Origin of the sequence: Xanthomonas translucens pv. undulosa (assembly GCF_017301775.1) — a bacterium.
Taxonomy (GTDB): Bacteria; Pseudomonadota; Gammaproteobacteria; order Xanthomonadales; family Xanthomonadaceae; genus Xanthomonas_A; species Xanthomonas_A translucens.
This window is the reverse complement of record NZ_CP063993.1, coordinates 3,084,299-3,097,996: the sequence shown is the minus strand read 5'-3', so window position 1 is coordinate 3,097,996 and position 13,698 is coordinate 3,084,299. Positions and strand designations below refer to the sequence as shown.

Genomic DNA, 13,698 nt, shown 5'->3' with positions numbered 1-13,698 from the left:
CTGGCTGCGCCGCGACAGGGCGCGGCGCGGCATGACCTTGCGATGAGCGCCGCCTGGCGCAAGGCAACGCTAGCCGTGCGCGCGGCGGTCGAGCGCCATGGCGGCGGCTGGCGCGGCCTGCGCGCAGTCGCCGAACGCGGCTGGAAAGTGCTGCGCGCGCTGGGCCTGTCCGGTTTTCTGCAGCGCCTGCGCCATGCCGGGCAGGCGCAGGTGTCGGCAGCGCCGCCATCGGATGCGGTGTTCCCGGCACCGACGCCGATCGAACGCGTGCAACTGCGCGTGGGGGTGATGGCGCACGTGTTCTATCCAGACCTGCTGGATGAATTGGCGCAAGCGCTGGCGGCCATGCCGGTGCCGTACGTGCTGATGGTGTCGGTGATCGACGACGACGCGCAGCGCATGGTCCGACAGCAATTGTCGGCGCTGCCTAACCTGCAGACGCTGCATGTGCGCCAGGTCGCCAACCGCGGCCGCGACCTGGCGCCGTTGATCGTGACGTTCCGCGAGGAAGTCTTGTCGCTCGATGTCGTGGCGCACTGGCACACCAAGAAATCGCTGTATACCGGCAGCGAACGCCGCGACTGGCGCAGCTACCTGACCGGCTCCCTATTCGGTTCGACGCAACGCGTTGCCTGGATCCTGGGCATGTTCGCCGCCGAACCGAAGCTAGGCATCGTTTACCCGGAGAGCTTCGGCAGCGTGCCGCTGTGGGCGCACACCTGGCTGAGCAACCTGCACGTATGTCGCGAACTCGGCCAGCGCCTCGGCATCGGCATCGATGCGACGGCCTACATCGATTTCCCGGCCGGCTCGATGTTCTGGGCGCGCGTGGAAGCATTGCGGCCGATCTACGCACTGGGATTGAACCTGCACGACTTCCCGGAAGAGCGCGGCCAGATCGACGGGACGCTGCAGCATGCCCTGGAACGGATGTTCGTCGCGGTGGTCCGCCAGCAAGGCCTGTTGGCGGGCATCCTGCCAGCGGATGGAACGCTCGCGCTGAGCACGGAAGGAAGCCGCAACTGGATGCAGGCCTTCCAGATGCCGTTGGCGACGCGCGTGGCGCTGTCGGCGATCGATGCAAGCGTGGTATCGCTGGACGTATTCGACACCCTGGTGACGCGCCCCTTCCTGACCCCTGCCGGCGCACGCGCCTATCTCGCGCATCTGGCCGCCGAATCGCTGGGCGTCGCCGAATTCGCCATGTTGCGCGAGCGTGCCGAAGCCCGCGCGCGCGCAGCGGCCGGACGCGATGTCGATCTGGACGCCATCTATGCGGCGATGGCGCACCTGGCGGAGGCGAAGGATCTTCCCCTGCACGCCTTGCAGAAACTCGAGTTGGAGACAGAAGCACGCCTGTTGCAGCCGCGTCGGGCGCTGGTCGCCGCTGCCGCCGCGCTCGCCGCCAACGGGCGGCGCCTGGTCGCCGTGTCGGACATGTACCTGGACAGCGCCGATCTGCAAAGGGTGTTGCCATCGGCCGTGCGCGCACTGCCGCACGCCTGGTATGTGTCTTGCGAAACCGGCTGGCGCAAGGACGACGGCCAGGCCTGGGAACAGCTGCCGGCGCGCGAAAGCGTGGCCGCGCGGCACTGGCTGCACGTCGGCGACAACGAACAGGCGGATATCCAGCGCCCGCAGATGCACGGCTATCTCACCCCCATGCATGTGCTGCGGCCATCGGCCCTGCTCGACGTGGTCCCGGCATTGCGCCCGTTGCGGCCTGCCGCGGGCGCCGCCAGCCCCTGGCAGGATCAGTTGTGGCTGGGCCTGCTCAGTCGCCACCTGGCGGATCTGGCCGATGTGCGGCCGGAGCAGTTCGGCGACCGGCTGCGCCTGGAGTCGCCGGCATCGCTCGGCTACCTGATGCTCGGCCCGCTGATCGCCGATTACTTGCTGTGGCTGGCGCGGCTGGCGCTGTCGCGCGGCATTGGCCAGATCCTGTTCCTGAGCCGCGAAGGCGATTTGTTGCAAAAGGCGTTCGCGCAGCTGCAGGCCGCGTGTCCCTCCCTGGCCGCGCTGCGCGGCCGCTATCTGCTGGCCTCGCGCCGCGGCACCGGCGTGCCGACGCTGCGTGAGGCAAAGGACCTGGAAGCCTTGCTCGGCAATACCTACACCGGCAGCCTGCAGGAACTGTTGCAAGCGCGGCTTGGCGCACCGGCGACCACCGCGATCGCCGCGCAGCTCGGCGCGGCAGACATGCGCAGCACCGTGCTCTTGCCGGAGATGCGTGCCGCACTGCTGCAGAAGCTGGCGCCCGCGATGCCGGCGCTGCTGGCCGTGGCCGCCGCAGAACGCGAAGGCTATTTGCGTTACTGGCGCGATACGGTCGGCGAGGAGCCGGCCATGGTCGCGGACCTGGGCTACGCCGGCACGATCCAGGCGCAGTTGGCCCGGTTGAGCGGAACCGCGCTGGGTGGCGGCTATTTCGCGGTGAACCGTGGCATCGCCCAGGTCGAGGCCAGCGGCTGGGCCGAAGCCTGCTATTTCGATGGGCGCAGCACGCAGACGCCCCCCTCGCCGATCCTGCAACACGACTTGCTGCTGGAAACCTTTCTGACCGCAGCGCACGGCCAGTTCTCGCACTTCGCCCTGCGCGACGACGGCAGCACCGAAGCGGTCTTCGCCGACAGTGAATTGGACGCCACGCAGTTCGCCACGGTGGCGGCGGTCCAGCAAGGCGCGCTCGACTTCGTCGCCGACCTGTGCGCGGTCGGCGGCAGCGAAACCTGGCAGCTCACGTTCGACCATGCGCTGATCCAGGCGCCATTGCGTTGCCTGGGCGAGGGCCGCTGGCAGGCCGGCGACTGGGCGCGCGGCCTGGCGGTCAGCGACGCGTTCACTGGCCGCGGCCGGGTCGCCGTGACCATCTGAGCGGCGCCTGCGGGCGCGGTAGCGTCAGGCGCTGCGGAACGCGACCCCGGTCTTGGCAACCAGTTCCGCCGCCTCCACACCATCGGCCGCCTCGACCAGCACCAGGCCATCGGCGCTCACATCGAACACCGCCAGGTCGGTGATGATGCGGTCGACCACGCCCACCCCGGTCAGCGGCAGGTCGCAGGCTGGCAGCAGTTTGTGGCTGCCGTCCTTGGCCACGTGCTCCATCAGCACCACCACGCGCTTGACCCCGGCGACCAGGTCCATCGCCCCGCCCATGCCCTTGACCATCTTGCCCGGCACCATCCAGTTGGCCAGGTCGCCGCGCGCGCTGACCTGCATCGCGCCCAGGATCGCCAGGTCGATATGCCCGCCGCGGATCATCGCGAAGGAATCGTGGCTGCCGAAATAGCTGGCGCCGGCGCGCGCGGTGACGGTCTGCTTGCCGGCGTTGATCAGGTCGGCATCGACCTCGTCCTCGCTCGGGAACGGGCCGATGCCGAGCAGGCCGTTCTCCGACTGCAGCCACACGTCCACGCCCTCGGGGATGTGGTTGGCGACCAGGGTCGGCAAGCCGATGCCCAGGTTGACGTAGGCGCCGTCGGTGAGTTCGCGGGCGGCGCGCTGCGCCATTTCGTCGCGGGTCCAGGCCATGTCAGGCGTCCTTCTGGCGCAGGGTGCGCTGTTCGATGCGTTTTTCCGGATGCGGGTTGTGCACGATGCGGTCCACGTAGATGCCAGGCAGGTGCACCTGGTCCGGGTCGATGCTGCCGGTGTCGACGAGTTGCTCGACCTCGGCGATGCAGACCTTGCCGGCCATCGCGCAGGCCGGGTTGAAGTTGCGTGCGGTCTTGCGGAACACCAGGTTGCCGGCCGCGTCGGCCTTCCACGCCTTGACCAGGGCCACGTCGGCCTGCAGCGCGGTTTCCAGCACGTAGTGCTTGCCGTCGAATTCGCGCGTCTCCTTGCCCTGCGCGACGACCGTGCCGTAGCCGGTGGCGGTGAAGAACGCGGGAATGCCGGCGCCACCGGCGCGCAGGCGTTCGGCCAGGGTGCCCTGCGGATTGAATTCCAGCTCCAGCTCGCCGGCCAGGTACTGGCGCTCGAATTCCTTGTTCTCGCCGACATAGGACGAGATCATCTTGCGGATCTGCCGGGTCGCCAGCAGCTGGCCCAGGCCGAAGCCATCGACGCCGGCGTTGTTGGAGATCACGGTCAGGCCGGTCACCGCACTGTCGCGCAGCGCGGCGATCAAGGCCTCGGGGATGCCGCACAGGCCGAAGCCGCCGACCGCCAGGGTCTGGCCGTCGCCGACCACGTCGGCCAGCGCCGTGGCCGCGTCGGGGAACAGCTTGCCGCGCCGTCCGGTCGCCCGTGTAGAGGTGTCGCCCATTCGCCAGCTCCGCATCGGAAGTAGACAAGTAGTTTAGCCGCTCGCCGCGCGCGGCCTAATGCGCACTGCCGCAATGACCGATTAAGGGCCGGACCGTTACACTCCAGGTTCCCCCATGCAAGGTTTCTGCCCTATGTCGCTTCCCGCATTCAAGGCCTACGACATCCGCGGTCGCGTTCCCGACGAACTGAACGAGGACCTGGCCCGCCGCATCGGCGTGGCATTGGCGGGGCAATTGGAGAGCGGGCCGGTGGTGGTGGGCCACGATGTGCGCCTGGCCAGCCAGGGGCTGCAGGACGCGCTGTCGGCCGGCCTGCGCGCCAGCGGCCGCGAGGTCATCGACATCGGCCTGTGCGGCACCGAGGAAGTGTATTTCCAGACCGACCATTTGCAGGCCGCCGGCGGGGTGATGGTCACCGCCAGCCACAACCCGATGGACTACAACGGCATGAAGCTGGTGCGCGAGAATGCGCGCCCGATCAGCTCCGATACCGGCCTGTTCGCGATCCGCGACACCGTGGCCGCCGACACCGCGCCGGCCGGCACGCCGACCGCGGCGCAGCACAGCCGCCCGGACAAGTCCGCCTATATCGCGCACCTGCTGAGCTACATCGACATCGGCTCGCTCAAGCCGTTGAAGCTGGTGGTCAACGCCGGCAACGGCGGCGCCGGCGCCATCGTCGACCTGCTGGCGCCGCACCTGCCGTTCGAGTTCGTGCGCGTGTTCCACGAGCCGGACGGCCACTTCCCCAACGGCATCCCGAACCCGCTGCTGCCGGAGAACCGCGAGGCCACCGCCAAGGCAGTCAAGCAACACGGCGCCGACTTCGGCATCGCCTGGGACGGGGATTTCGACCGCTGCTTCTTCTTCGACGAGAACGGCCGCTTCATCGAAGGCTATTACCTGGTCGGCCTGCTGGCGCAGGCGATCCTGGCCAAGCAGCCGGGCGGCAAGGTGGTGCACGATCCGCGCCTGACCTGGAACACGATCGAGATGGTCGAAGAAGCCGGCGGCGTGCCGGTGCTGTGCAAGAGCGGGCATGCCTTCATCAAGGAGAAGATGCGCAGCGAGAACGCCGTGTACGGCGGCGAGATGAGCGCGCACCACTATTTCCGCGAGTTCGCCTACGCCGACTCGGGGATGATCCCGTGGCTGCTGATCGCCGAGCTGGTGTCGCAGTCGGGCCGTTCGCTGGCCGACCTGGTCGAGGCGCGCATGCAGAAATTCCCGTGCAGCGGCGAGATCAACTTCAAGGTCGCCGATGCCAAGGCCGCGGTGGCGCGGGTGATGCAGCACTACGCCGCGCAGTCGCCGGCGCTGGACCATACCGACGGCGTCAGCGCCGAATTCGCGCAGTGGCGCTTCAACCTGCGCAGCTCCAATACCGAACCGCTGTTGCGCCTGAACGTGGAAACGCGTGGCGATGCGGCATTGCTGGAACAGCGCACCCAGGAAATTTCCGACCTGTTGCGCGGTTGATCTCCCCCTCCCCCCTCCCCCCTAGACGCACGATGGAGTTCCCCCGCCCATGAGCGACGTCCTACCCATCATCCTGTCCGGCGGCTCCGGCACGCGGCTCTGGCCGCTGTCGCGCGAGTCCTACCCGAAACAGTTCCTGCCGCTGGTCGGCGAACACAGCATGCTGCAGGCCACCTGGCTGCGTGCGGCGCCCGTCGCCGGGCATGCGCCGATCGTGGTCGCCAACGAAGAGCACCGTTTCGTCGCCGCTGAGCAATTGCAGCAGATCGGCGTCAAGCCGCAGTCGATCCTGCTCGAGCCCAAGGGCCGTAATACCGCCCCGGCCATCGCCGTGGCGGCGCTGGAGGCCACGCGCAACGGCGCCGATCCGCTGCTGCTGATCCTGCCCTCCGATCACGTGATCCGCGACGAAGCGGCATTCCAGGCCGCGGTGCGCGCGGCCGCGGCGGCCGCCGAGCAAGGCAAGCTGGTCACTTTCGGGATCAAGCCGACCGCGCCGGAAACCGGCTACGGCTACATCAAGGCCGGCGCCGGCAGCGGCGTCAGCGCGGTCGAGCGCTTCGTCGAGAAGCCGGACCTGGCCACCGCGCAGGGTTACCTGGCGTCGGGCGAGTACTACTGGAACAGCGGCATGTTCCTGTTCCGCGCCTCGCGCTACCTCGAAGAACTGCGCCGCTTCCAGCCGGCGATCGCCGACGCCTGCAGCAAGGCCTGGGAAGCGTCCAAGCGCGACGCCGACTTCACGCGCCTGGACAAGGACGCCTTCGCCGCCAGCCCGTCGGACTCGATCGACTATGCGGTGATGGAGAAGACCGCCGATGCGGTGGTGGTGCCGCTCGACGCCGGCTGGAACGATGTCGGTTCCTGGTCAGCCTTGCTCGAAGTCTCGCCGCAGGACGCACAGGGCAATGCGCACCACGGCGACGTGATCGAGATCGATTGCAGCAACACCTACGCCTACGGTTCGCGGCTGATCGCGATGGTCGGGCTGCAGGACGTGGTGGTGGTGGAGACCGACGATGCGGTGCTGGTCGGTCACCGCGATCGTATCCAGGAGGTCAAGCAGATCGTGGCCAGGATCAAGGCCAGCGGCCGCTCCGAGGCCACCTGGCACCGCAAGGTGTACCGCCCGTGGGGCGCCTACGATTCGATCGACAACGGCCAGCGTTTCCAGGTCAAGCGCATCACGGTCAAGCCAGGCGCCACGCTGAGCCTGCAGATGCACCACCACCGCGCTGAGCACTGGATCGTGGTCAGCGGCACCGCCGAGGTCACCCGCGGCGAGGACGTATTGCTGCTCACCGAGAACCAGAGCACCTACATCCCGCTGGGCGTGACCCATCGCCTGAAGAACCCGGGCAAGTTGCCGCTGGAACTGATCGAGGTGCAGTCCGGCAGCTATCTGGGCGAGGACGACATCGTGCGCTTCGAGGACACCTACGGGCGCACCTGAGTCCCTGCTGCAGCGCAAAGAAAAAAGCCGGGTCGATGCCCGGCTTTTTTCGTTTCTGCTTCAACCCGCGCGCGGCGCCTTACACAAGCTTCGCTTGCGCAGCCAGTTCGCCGATCACGCGGCGCAGGCCATCGCGCCACTGCGGCAACACCAGCGAAAAATCGCGTTGCAGCCTGGACACGTCCAGCCGCGAATACGCCGGGCGCTTGGCCGGGGTCGGATATTCGGCCGTGGCGATCGGCAGCACGCGCGGCGCGCGCGCCAGCAGGCCCGCAGCGAGCGCTTCTTCGAAGATCGCCTCGGCGAAGCCATGCCAGGTGGTCTCGCCGGCGGCGGTCAGGTGCCAGGTCCCCGATTGCGCGGCAGTGCGCTGCGCGAGGACTTGCGCGCTGACATCGGCGATCAACCCTGCCGGCGTCGGCGTGCCCAGCTGATCGGCGACTACGCGCAGTTCGTCGCGCTCGGCGCCGGCGCGCAGCATGGTGCGCAGGAAATTGCTGCCATGTGCGGCGTAGACCCAGGCGGTACGCAAGATCAGGTGCTGCGCGCCGGACGCGCGGATCGCGGCTTCGCCGGCGAGCTTGGTCGCGCCATATGCGCCGAGCGGCGCGGTCGGCGCGTCCTCCGGATATGGGCGGCTGCCCTGGCCATCGAACACGTAATCGGTGGAGTAATGCACCATCGGCACGCCATGCGCCGCGCACCAGCCGGCAATCGCCGCAGGCGCCTCGGCGTTGGCGCGCAAGGCCGCGTCGCGCTCCTGCTCGGCGCGATCCACCGCGGTGTAGGCCGCCGCATTGACCACGGCGCTCGGCTGCAACCGATCCAGCAACGCGCCCAGCGTGTGCGGCTGATCGAAGTCGGCGGTTTCGCAGGCGCTGCCGTCGGGCAGGCGGCCGCTGCGCGTGGTCGCCAGCACCGGCCCGCGTACGCGCAGCGCGCGCAGCAGCTCCTGGCCGACCTGGCCGTTGGCTCCGAACACCAGCGTGGTCACGGCGCGTACACCGGCAAACGCTCGGCCGCGATGTCGGCCAGGAACGGGGCCACCGCATCCTTGGCCGACAGCAGCGGCTGGCTGATCGGCCAGTCCACGCCGATCGCCGCGTCGTCCCAGCGCACGCCGGCGTCGGCTTCCTTCACGTACACGTCGGTGCACAGATAGCTGAACACCGCACGCTCGGACAGCACCGCGAAGCCATGGGCGAAACCTTCCGGGATCCAGAACTGCTTCTTGTTCTCCGCGCTGAGCACCACTGCCGCCCAGCGACCGAACTGCGGCGAGCCGCGGCGGATGTCCACGGCGACGTCGTAGACCTCGCCTTCCAGCACGCTGACCAGCTTGCCCTGCGGGCGCGGCCATTGGTAATGCAGGCCGCGCAACACGCCCTTGGCCGAGGTCGAGACGTTGCTCTGCACGAAGTTGGTCGGCAGCCCGTGCTGGCCGAAACGCTCGGCGTTCCAGGTCTCGAAGAAATAGCCGCGTTCGTCGCCGAACACCGCCGGCTCGATCACCACGCAGCCGGGCAGATGGGTTTCAATCACTTTCACGGAACGGTTCCTCGGACAGCCAGTTCATGCAGATATTTGCCGTAGTCGTTCTTCAACAGCGGCGCGGCGAGTTTCTCCAGCTGCGCGGCATCGATCCAGCCCTGGCCGAATGCGATCTCCTCGGGGCAGCACACCTGCAGCCCCTGTCGCGACTGGATGGTCTCGATGAAGTTGGACGCCTCGTGCAGCGACTGATGGGTGCCGGTATCCAGCCAGGCGTAGCCGCGGCCCAGCGGTTCCAGGTGCAGTTCGCCCGCGTCCAGGTAACGGCGGTTGAGATCGGTGATTTCCAGCTCCCCGCGCGGCGAGGGGGTCAACGCGGCTGCGTGCTCGCTGGCCTGGCCGTCGTAGAAGTACAGGCCAGTGACCGCATAGTTGGAGCGCGGCTGCGCCGGCTTTTCGGCGATGTCGATGACCTTGCCGGCCTGGTCGAACTCGGCCACGCCATAGCGCTCCGGGTCGTTGACCCAGTAGCCGAACACGGTGGCGCCGTGCTGCCGCGCATCGGCGCGGCGCAGGGTCTCGGTCAGGCCATGGCCGTGGAAGATGTTGTCGCCCAGCACCAGGCAGCTCGGCTTGCCGTCGATGAAATCGCGGCCGATCAGGTAGGCCTGCGCCAGTCCGTCCGGGCTCGGCTGCACCGCGTATTCGAGCTGCATGCCCCACTGCGAGCCGTCGCCCAGCAGCGCACGGAACAAGACCTGCTCGTGCGGGGTGTTGATGATCAGCACCTCGCGGATGCCGGCCAGCATCAGCACGCTGAGCGGGTAATAGATCATCGGCTTGTCGTACACCGGCAGCAGCTGCTTGCTGACGCCCTTGGTGATCGGATACAGCCGGGTGCCGGAGCCGCCGGCCAGGATGATGCCTTTGCGTTGGGTCATGAGGTGCTTCCTAGGAAGTCCGCACATCGATGTGCGGGCTCTTGCGAGGGACTCGCGTTATGCCGCCGTGCCGATGCGTTCCAGCCGATAGCTGCCGTCGAGCACGCCCTGCACCCAGGCCTGGTTGGCCAGGTACCAGTCCACGGTGATGGCGATACCCTGCTCGAAGCTGTACTTCGGCTCCCAGCCCAACGCATTCTTCAGCTTGGACGCATCGATCGCATAGCGCCGGTCGTGGCCGGGGCGGTCGGCGACATGGGTGATCTGGCTGGCGCGCGGCTGGCCGTCGGCACGCGGGCGGCGCGCATCGAGCAGCGCGCAGATCGCCTGCACCACTTCGATGTTCTGCTTCTCAGAGTTGCCGCCGACGTTGTAGGTCTCGCCGACCCGGCCCTTGGCTAACACGGTGCGGATCGCCTCGCAATGGTCGCCGACGAACAGCCAGTCGCGCACCTGCTTGCCGTCGCCGTAGACCGGCAGCGGCTCGCCGGCCAGCGCTTTGGCGATCACCAGCGGCACCAGCTTTTCGGGGAAGTGGTACGGGCCGTAGTTGTTGGAGCAATTGGTGGTCAGCACCGGCAGGCCGTAGGTGTGGTGGAACGCGCGCACCAGGTGGTCGGAGGCGGCCTTGGAGGCCGAGTACGGCGAATTGGGCGCGTACGGCGTGGTCTCGGAGAACTTGCCGGTCTCGCCGAGCGTGCCGTAGACCTCGTCGGTGGAGACGTGCAGGAAACGGAACGCGGCGCGCGCCCCTTCCGGCAGCGCCTTCCAGTGGTCGCGCACCGCTTCCAGCAGGCCCAGGGTGCCGACCACGTTGGTCTGGATGAAGGCGCCGGGGCCGTCGATCGAGCGGTCCACATGGCTCTCGGCGGCGAAGTTCAGCACAGCGTCGGGCTGATGCTCGCGCAGCAGTTGGGCGACCAGCGCGCGGTCGCCGATATCGCCCTGCACGAAAACGTGGTCGGGATTGCCCTCCAGCGACGCCAACGTGTTCAGATTGCCGGCGTAGGTCAAAGCGTCCAGATTGATCACGCCCACGCCGCGCGACACCGCCTCCAGCACGAAATTGCCGCCGATGAACCCGGCGCCGCCGGTTACAAGCCAAGTAGCCACTGTGACGTCTCCTGATCGGGCGCTGCGACGCGCTCCACTGTCCGAACCGAACAGCATATACGCTTTCCCCGGGATGGTCGCCTGCGCCTGCTGTGCCGGGTTCAGGCTGAGGCGGCCGCCTCCGGCGAACACCATACGCCATCGCATGGCAAGCCGCCGCCGGTTAGAATCCACCGACCGCCCCGCGCCAGCCGCCGCGGCCGGGCCTCCCCGCACTGCTGAAGGATCTCGTACAAGATGAAAATCCTCGTCGCCTACAAGCGCGTGGTGGACTACAACGTCCGCATCCAGGTCAAGCCGGACGGCTCCGGCGTCGTGACCGAGGGCGTCAAGCTTTCCCCCAACCCGTTCGACGAAATCGCCCTGGAAGAGGCGCTGCGCCTGCGCGATGCCAGCATCGCCAGCGAGGTGGTGGTGGTCACCCTGGCCCCGGCCGATGCCGCCGCGCACCTGCGCAACGGCCTGGCGATGGGCGCCAACCGCGCCATCCACGTGGTCACCGATACCGCGATCCAGCCGCTGACCGCGGCCCGCGCGCTGCTCAAGCTGGTCGAGCAGGAGCGGCCGGACCTGGTACTCCTGGGCAAGCAGGCGATCGACGACGACGCCAACCAGACCGGGCAGATGCTGGCCACGCTGTGGGGCCGCCCGCAGGCCACTTTCGCCGGCAAGCTGGTGGTCGCCGACGGCAAGGCCACGGTGACCCGCGAGGTCGACGCCGGCCTGGAAACGCTGGAAGTGGATCTGCCGGCAGTGGTCACCACCGACCTGCGCCTGAACGAGCCGCGTTTCATCAAGCTGCCGGACATCATGAAGGCCAAGAGCAAGCCGCTGCAGACGCTGGCGTTCGCCGAGCTGGGTGTGGAGTCCAACAACAGCCTCACCACCACCCATTACGCGCCGCCGCCCAAGCGCAGCCGCGGCGTGATGGTCAAGGACGCCGCCGAACTGGTGGCCGCACTCAAGCAAAAGGGGTTGTTGTAATGGCCAAGATCCTCGTCGTCGCCGAACACCTGAACGGCCAGCTCAACGCGGCCACTGCCAAGACCGTCAGCGCCGCGCAGGCGTTGTCGCCGGAAGCCATCGACATCGTGGTGCTGGCCGCCGACCCGGCCGCCGTTGCCGCGCAGGCCGCGCAGATCGCCGGCGTGCGCCGCGTGCTCACCGTCGCCGACCCGGCCAACGCACACGCCATCGCGCAGGTGCTGGGGCCGCAGATCGCGCAGCTGGCGCAGGGCTACAGCCACGTGTTCGGCCCCTCCACCACCTTCGGCAAGGACCTGATGCCGGTGGTCGCCGCACTGCTCGGGGTCAACCAGATCTCCGACCTGATGGCGGTCGATGGCGACTACGCGTTCAAGCGCCCGATCTACGCCGGCAACGCGATCATCAGCGTGCAGGCGCCCGCCGACCAGACCGTGGTCGCCACCGTGCGCAGCGCCTCGTGGCCGGAAGCGGCCCGCTCCCGTGAAAGCGATAGCGGCAGCGCGGCGATCGAAGCGGCCAGCGTGAGCGCCACGCTGCCCACTCACACCCGCTTCGTCGGCCTGGCCGCCGGCACCTCCGACCGCCCCGATCTGCAGAGCGCCAAGCGTGTGGTCTCCGGCGGCCGCGGCGTGGGCTCGGCGGAGAATTTCCAGATCATCTACACGCTGGCCGACAAGCTCGGCGCCGCGGTCGGCGCCTCGCGCGCGGCGGTGGATGCCGGCTACGTGCCCAACGAACTGCAGGTCGGCCAGACCGGCAAGATCATCGCACCGGACCTGTACGTGGCGGTGGGCATCTCCGGCGCGATCCAGCACCTGACCGGGATCAAGGACGCCGGCACCATCGTGGCGATCAACAAGGACCCGGAATCGCCGATCTTCGAGATCGCCGACATCGGGCTGGTGGGTGACTTGTTCACCTTGCTCCCGGAACTGGAAACGGCACTGGGCTGATGCCGATGCGGCTCCGATGACCTCGCTGCCGCCCCCCGGCGCCGACGGCATGCCGATGCCGCGGCGGCGGCGCCTGGACCACCTGGCCGGGTTCGTGCTGCTGTTGTGCGCGGGCTATGTGGCCACGCTGTTCTGGGTGGACCGCGGCAACGGGACGTTCTCGCGCCTGAGCGAGGTCGGCCAGTTGATGGCGCTGGCCACCTTGCCGGTCAGCGCCAGCTACCTGTTCCGCTACTGGCGCTGGCGCTGGCTGCTGCAGCGTTACGGCCATCCAGTGCCGTTCGGCGCCGGGCTGGCCGGCTACCTGGCCGGCTTCGCGTTGACCGCAACGCCGGGCAAGGCCGGCGAATTGCTGCGTATCCGCTATTTCGCCCGCATCGGCGTACCGGCGCGGCGCACCATCGCCGTGTTCGTGTTCGAGCGCGCCTCCGATCTGCTGGTAATCCTGGCGCTGTCGCTGCTGGCCGCGCCGGTCTTTCCTACGCTGGGCGTGCTTGCGGCAGTGGTCCTGGCCTTCGTTGGCCTGTTGTTTGGCGCGGCCGCATGGCCGCCGTTGCTGGATCGGCTGACCGCGCTGGTGCGGTGGATTCCCGGCCGCTGGCTGCAGCGCCCGGCGCAGTTCGCGCTGGCCGCGGCGCTGGAGCTGCGCGGCTGCCTGGGTGCGCGCCAATTCGGGCAAAGCATGGTCGCCGGAGTGGTGGCCTGGGGCCTGACCTCCCTGGTGTTCGTGGGTCTGTGCCTGGGGATGGGCCTGCAGCTGGATCCCATCGTGGCGTTCGGCATCTACCCGCTGGCGATGCTGGTCGGCGCGCTGTCCTTCGTGCCAGGCGGCGTCGGCACCACCGAACTGGCGATCGTGCTGATGCTCGACCGCCTCGGCATCGCCACCGCCGATGCGATCGCCGTGGCGGTGGCGGCGCGCCTGGTCACGCTGTGGTACGCCATTGTGGTCGGCGCGCTGGCGATGATCCGGGCCGAGTTGCTGCCTCGCGACAAGGCCGTTTGATTCA

The 13,698-nt window shown here is 68.4% G+C and carries 12 protein-coding genes; 6 read left to right on the top strand and 6 right to left on the bottom strand.

Annotation, left to right across the window (positions count from 1 at the left end):
* Positions 1–42: 42 nt before the first annotated feature.
* Positions 43–2,874, top strand: coding sequence for a rhamnan synthesis F family protein (locus ISN38_RS13160; protein WP_206711844.1), 2,832 nt, complete (start codon positions 43–45; stop codon positions 2,872–2,874).
* 24 nt (positions 2,875–2,898) lie between these two features.
* Here the strand turns inward: ISN38_RS13160 and ISN38_RS13155 are convergent, their stop codons facing one another.
* Together ISN38_RS13155 and ISN38_RS13150 are read right to left on the bottom strand one after the other, a co-directional pair.
* On the bottom strand, positions 2,899–3,531 hold the full coding sequence (locus ISN38_RS13155) for a CoA transferase subunit B (RefSeq protein WP_003466796.1): 633 nt from the start codon (positions 3,529–3,531) through the stop codon (positions 2,899–2,901).
* Between the two features lies 1 nt (position 3,532).
* Positions 3,533–4,270, bottom strand: coding sequence for a CoA transferase subunit A (locus ISN38_RS13150; protein WP_003466795.1), 738 nt, complete (start codon positions 4,268–4,270; stop codon positions 3,533–3,535).
* A gap of 133 nt (positions 4,271–4,403) precedes the next feature.
* Here ISN38_RS13150 and ISN38_RS13145 point away from each other — a divergent pair, with 133 nt between their 5' ends.
* Complete coding sequence (locus ISN38_RS13145; protein WP_003466794.1) at positions 4,404–5,750, top strand: phosphohexomutase domain-containing protein; 1,347 nt, start codon at positions 4,404–4,406, stop codon at positions 5,748–5,750.
* 49 nt (positions 5,751–5,799) lie between these two features.
* Entirely contained in the window at positions 5,800–7,203 is a 1,404-nt protein-coding gene (locus ISN38_RS13140; protein WP_003466793.1) for a mannose-1-phosphate guanylyltransferase/mannose-6-phosphate isomerase, read from the top strand.
* 79 nt (positions 7,204–7,282) lie between these two features.
* Here ISN38_RS13140 and rfbD read toward each other — a convergent pair whose 3' ends face one another.
* From rfbD to rfbB, 4 genes are read right to left on the bottom strand one after another with little or no spacing between them, the layout of a single operon-like run.
* Positions 7,283–8,197, bottom strand: a complete 915-nt coding sequence (gene rfbD / locus ISN38_RS13135) for a dTDP-4-dehydrorhamnose reductase (protein WP_003466792.1) — start codon at positions 8,195–8,197, stop codon at positions 7,283–7,285.
* Complete coding sequence (gene rfbC / locus ISN38_RS13130) at positions 8,194–8,751, bottom strand: dTDP-4-dehydrorhamnose 3,5-epimerase (protein ID WP_003466791.1); 558 nt, start codon at positions 8,749–8,751, stop codon at positions 8,194–8,196. The genes rfbD and rfbC overlap by 4 nt, the downstream gene beginning before the upstream one ends.
* A complete protein-coding gene (rfbA, locus tag ISN38_RS13125; RefSeq protein WP_003466790.1) occupies positions 8,748–9,635 on the bottom strand; it encodes a glucose-1-phosphate thymidylyltransferase RfbA in 888 nt (295 codons plus the stop codon). Before rfbA ends, rfbC begins: the two co-directional genes overlap by 4 nt.
* A gap of 57 nt (positions 9,636–9,692) precedes the next feature.
* Positions 9,693–10,748, bottom strand: coding sequence for a dTDP-glucose 4,6-dehydratase (gene rfbB / locus ISN38_RS13120; RefSeq protein WP_003466789.1), 1,056 nt, complete (start codon positions 10,746–10,748; stop codon positions 9,693–9,695).
* Between the two features lie 237 nt (positions 10,749–10,985).
* On the opposite strand from rfbB, the gene ISN38_RS13115 reads away from it, so the two are divergent.
* The 3 genes from ISN38_RS13115 to ISN38_RS13105 are packed head-to-tail and all read left to right on the top strand — an operon-like array spanning position 10,986 to position 13,694.
* Entirely contained in the window at positions 10,986–11,732 is a 747-nt protein-coding gene (locus ISN38_RS13115) for an electron transfer flavoprotein subunit beta/FixA family protein (protein ID WP_003466787.1), read from the top strand.
* A complete protein-coding gene (locus tag ISN38_RS13110; RefSeq protein WP_003466785.1) occupies positions 11,732–12,688 on the top strand; it encodes an electron transfer flavoprotein subunit alpha/FixB family protein in 957 nt (318 codons plus the stop codon). Before ISN38_RS13115 ends, ISN38_RS13110 begins: the two co-directional genes overlap by 1 nt.
* Before the next feature lie 16 nt (positions 12,689–12,704).
* Complete coding sequence (locus ISN38_RS13105) at positions 12,705–13,694, top strand: lysylphosphatidylglycerol synthase transmembrane domain-containing protein (protein WP_003475968.1); 990 nt, start codon at positions 12,705–12,707, stop codon at positions 13,692–13,694.
* Positions 13,695–13,698 lie beyond the last annotated feature (4 nt).

Bases quoted from the DNA above. Each gene is read 5' to 3' on its own strand.
- ISN38_RS13160 (WP_206711844.1), top strand. From the start codon at position 43: ATGAGCGCCGCCTGGCGCAAGGCAACGCTAGCCGTGCGCGCGGCGGTC.
- ISN38_RS13155 (WP_003466796.1), bottom strand. From the start codon at position 3,531: ATGGCCTGGACCCGCGACGAAATGGCGCAGCGCGCCGCCCGCGAACTC.
- ISN38_RS13150 (WP_003466795.1), bottom strand. From the start codon at position 4,270: ATGGGCGACACCTCTACACGGGCGACCGGACGGCGCGGCAAGCTGTTC.
- ISN38_RS13145 (WP_003466794.1), top strand. From the start codon at position 4,404: ATGTCGCTTCCCGCATTCAAGGCCTACGACATCCGCGGTCGCGTTCCC.
- ISN38_RS13140 (WP_003466793.1), top strand. From the start codon at position 5,800: ATGAGCGACGTCCTACCCATCATCCTGTCCGGCGGCTCCGGCACGCGG.
- rfbA (WP_003466790.1), bottom strand. From the start codon at position 9,635: ATGACCCAACGCAAAGGCATCATCCTGGCCGGCGGCTCCGGCACCCGG.
- ISN38_RS13115 (WP_003466787.1), top strand. From the start codon at position 10,986: ATGAAAATCCTCGTCGCCTACAAGCGCGTGGTGGACTACAACGTCCGC.
- ISN38_RS13110 (WP_003466785.1), top strand. From the start codon at position 11,732: ATGGCCAAGATCCTCGTCGTCGCCGAACACCTGAACGGCCAGCTCAAC.
- ISN38_RS13105 (WP_003475968.1), top strand. From the start codon at position 12,705: ATGACCTCGCTGCCGCCCCCCGGCGCCGACGGCATGCCGATGCCGCGG.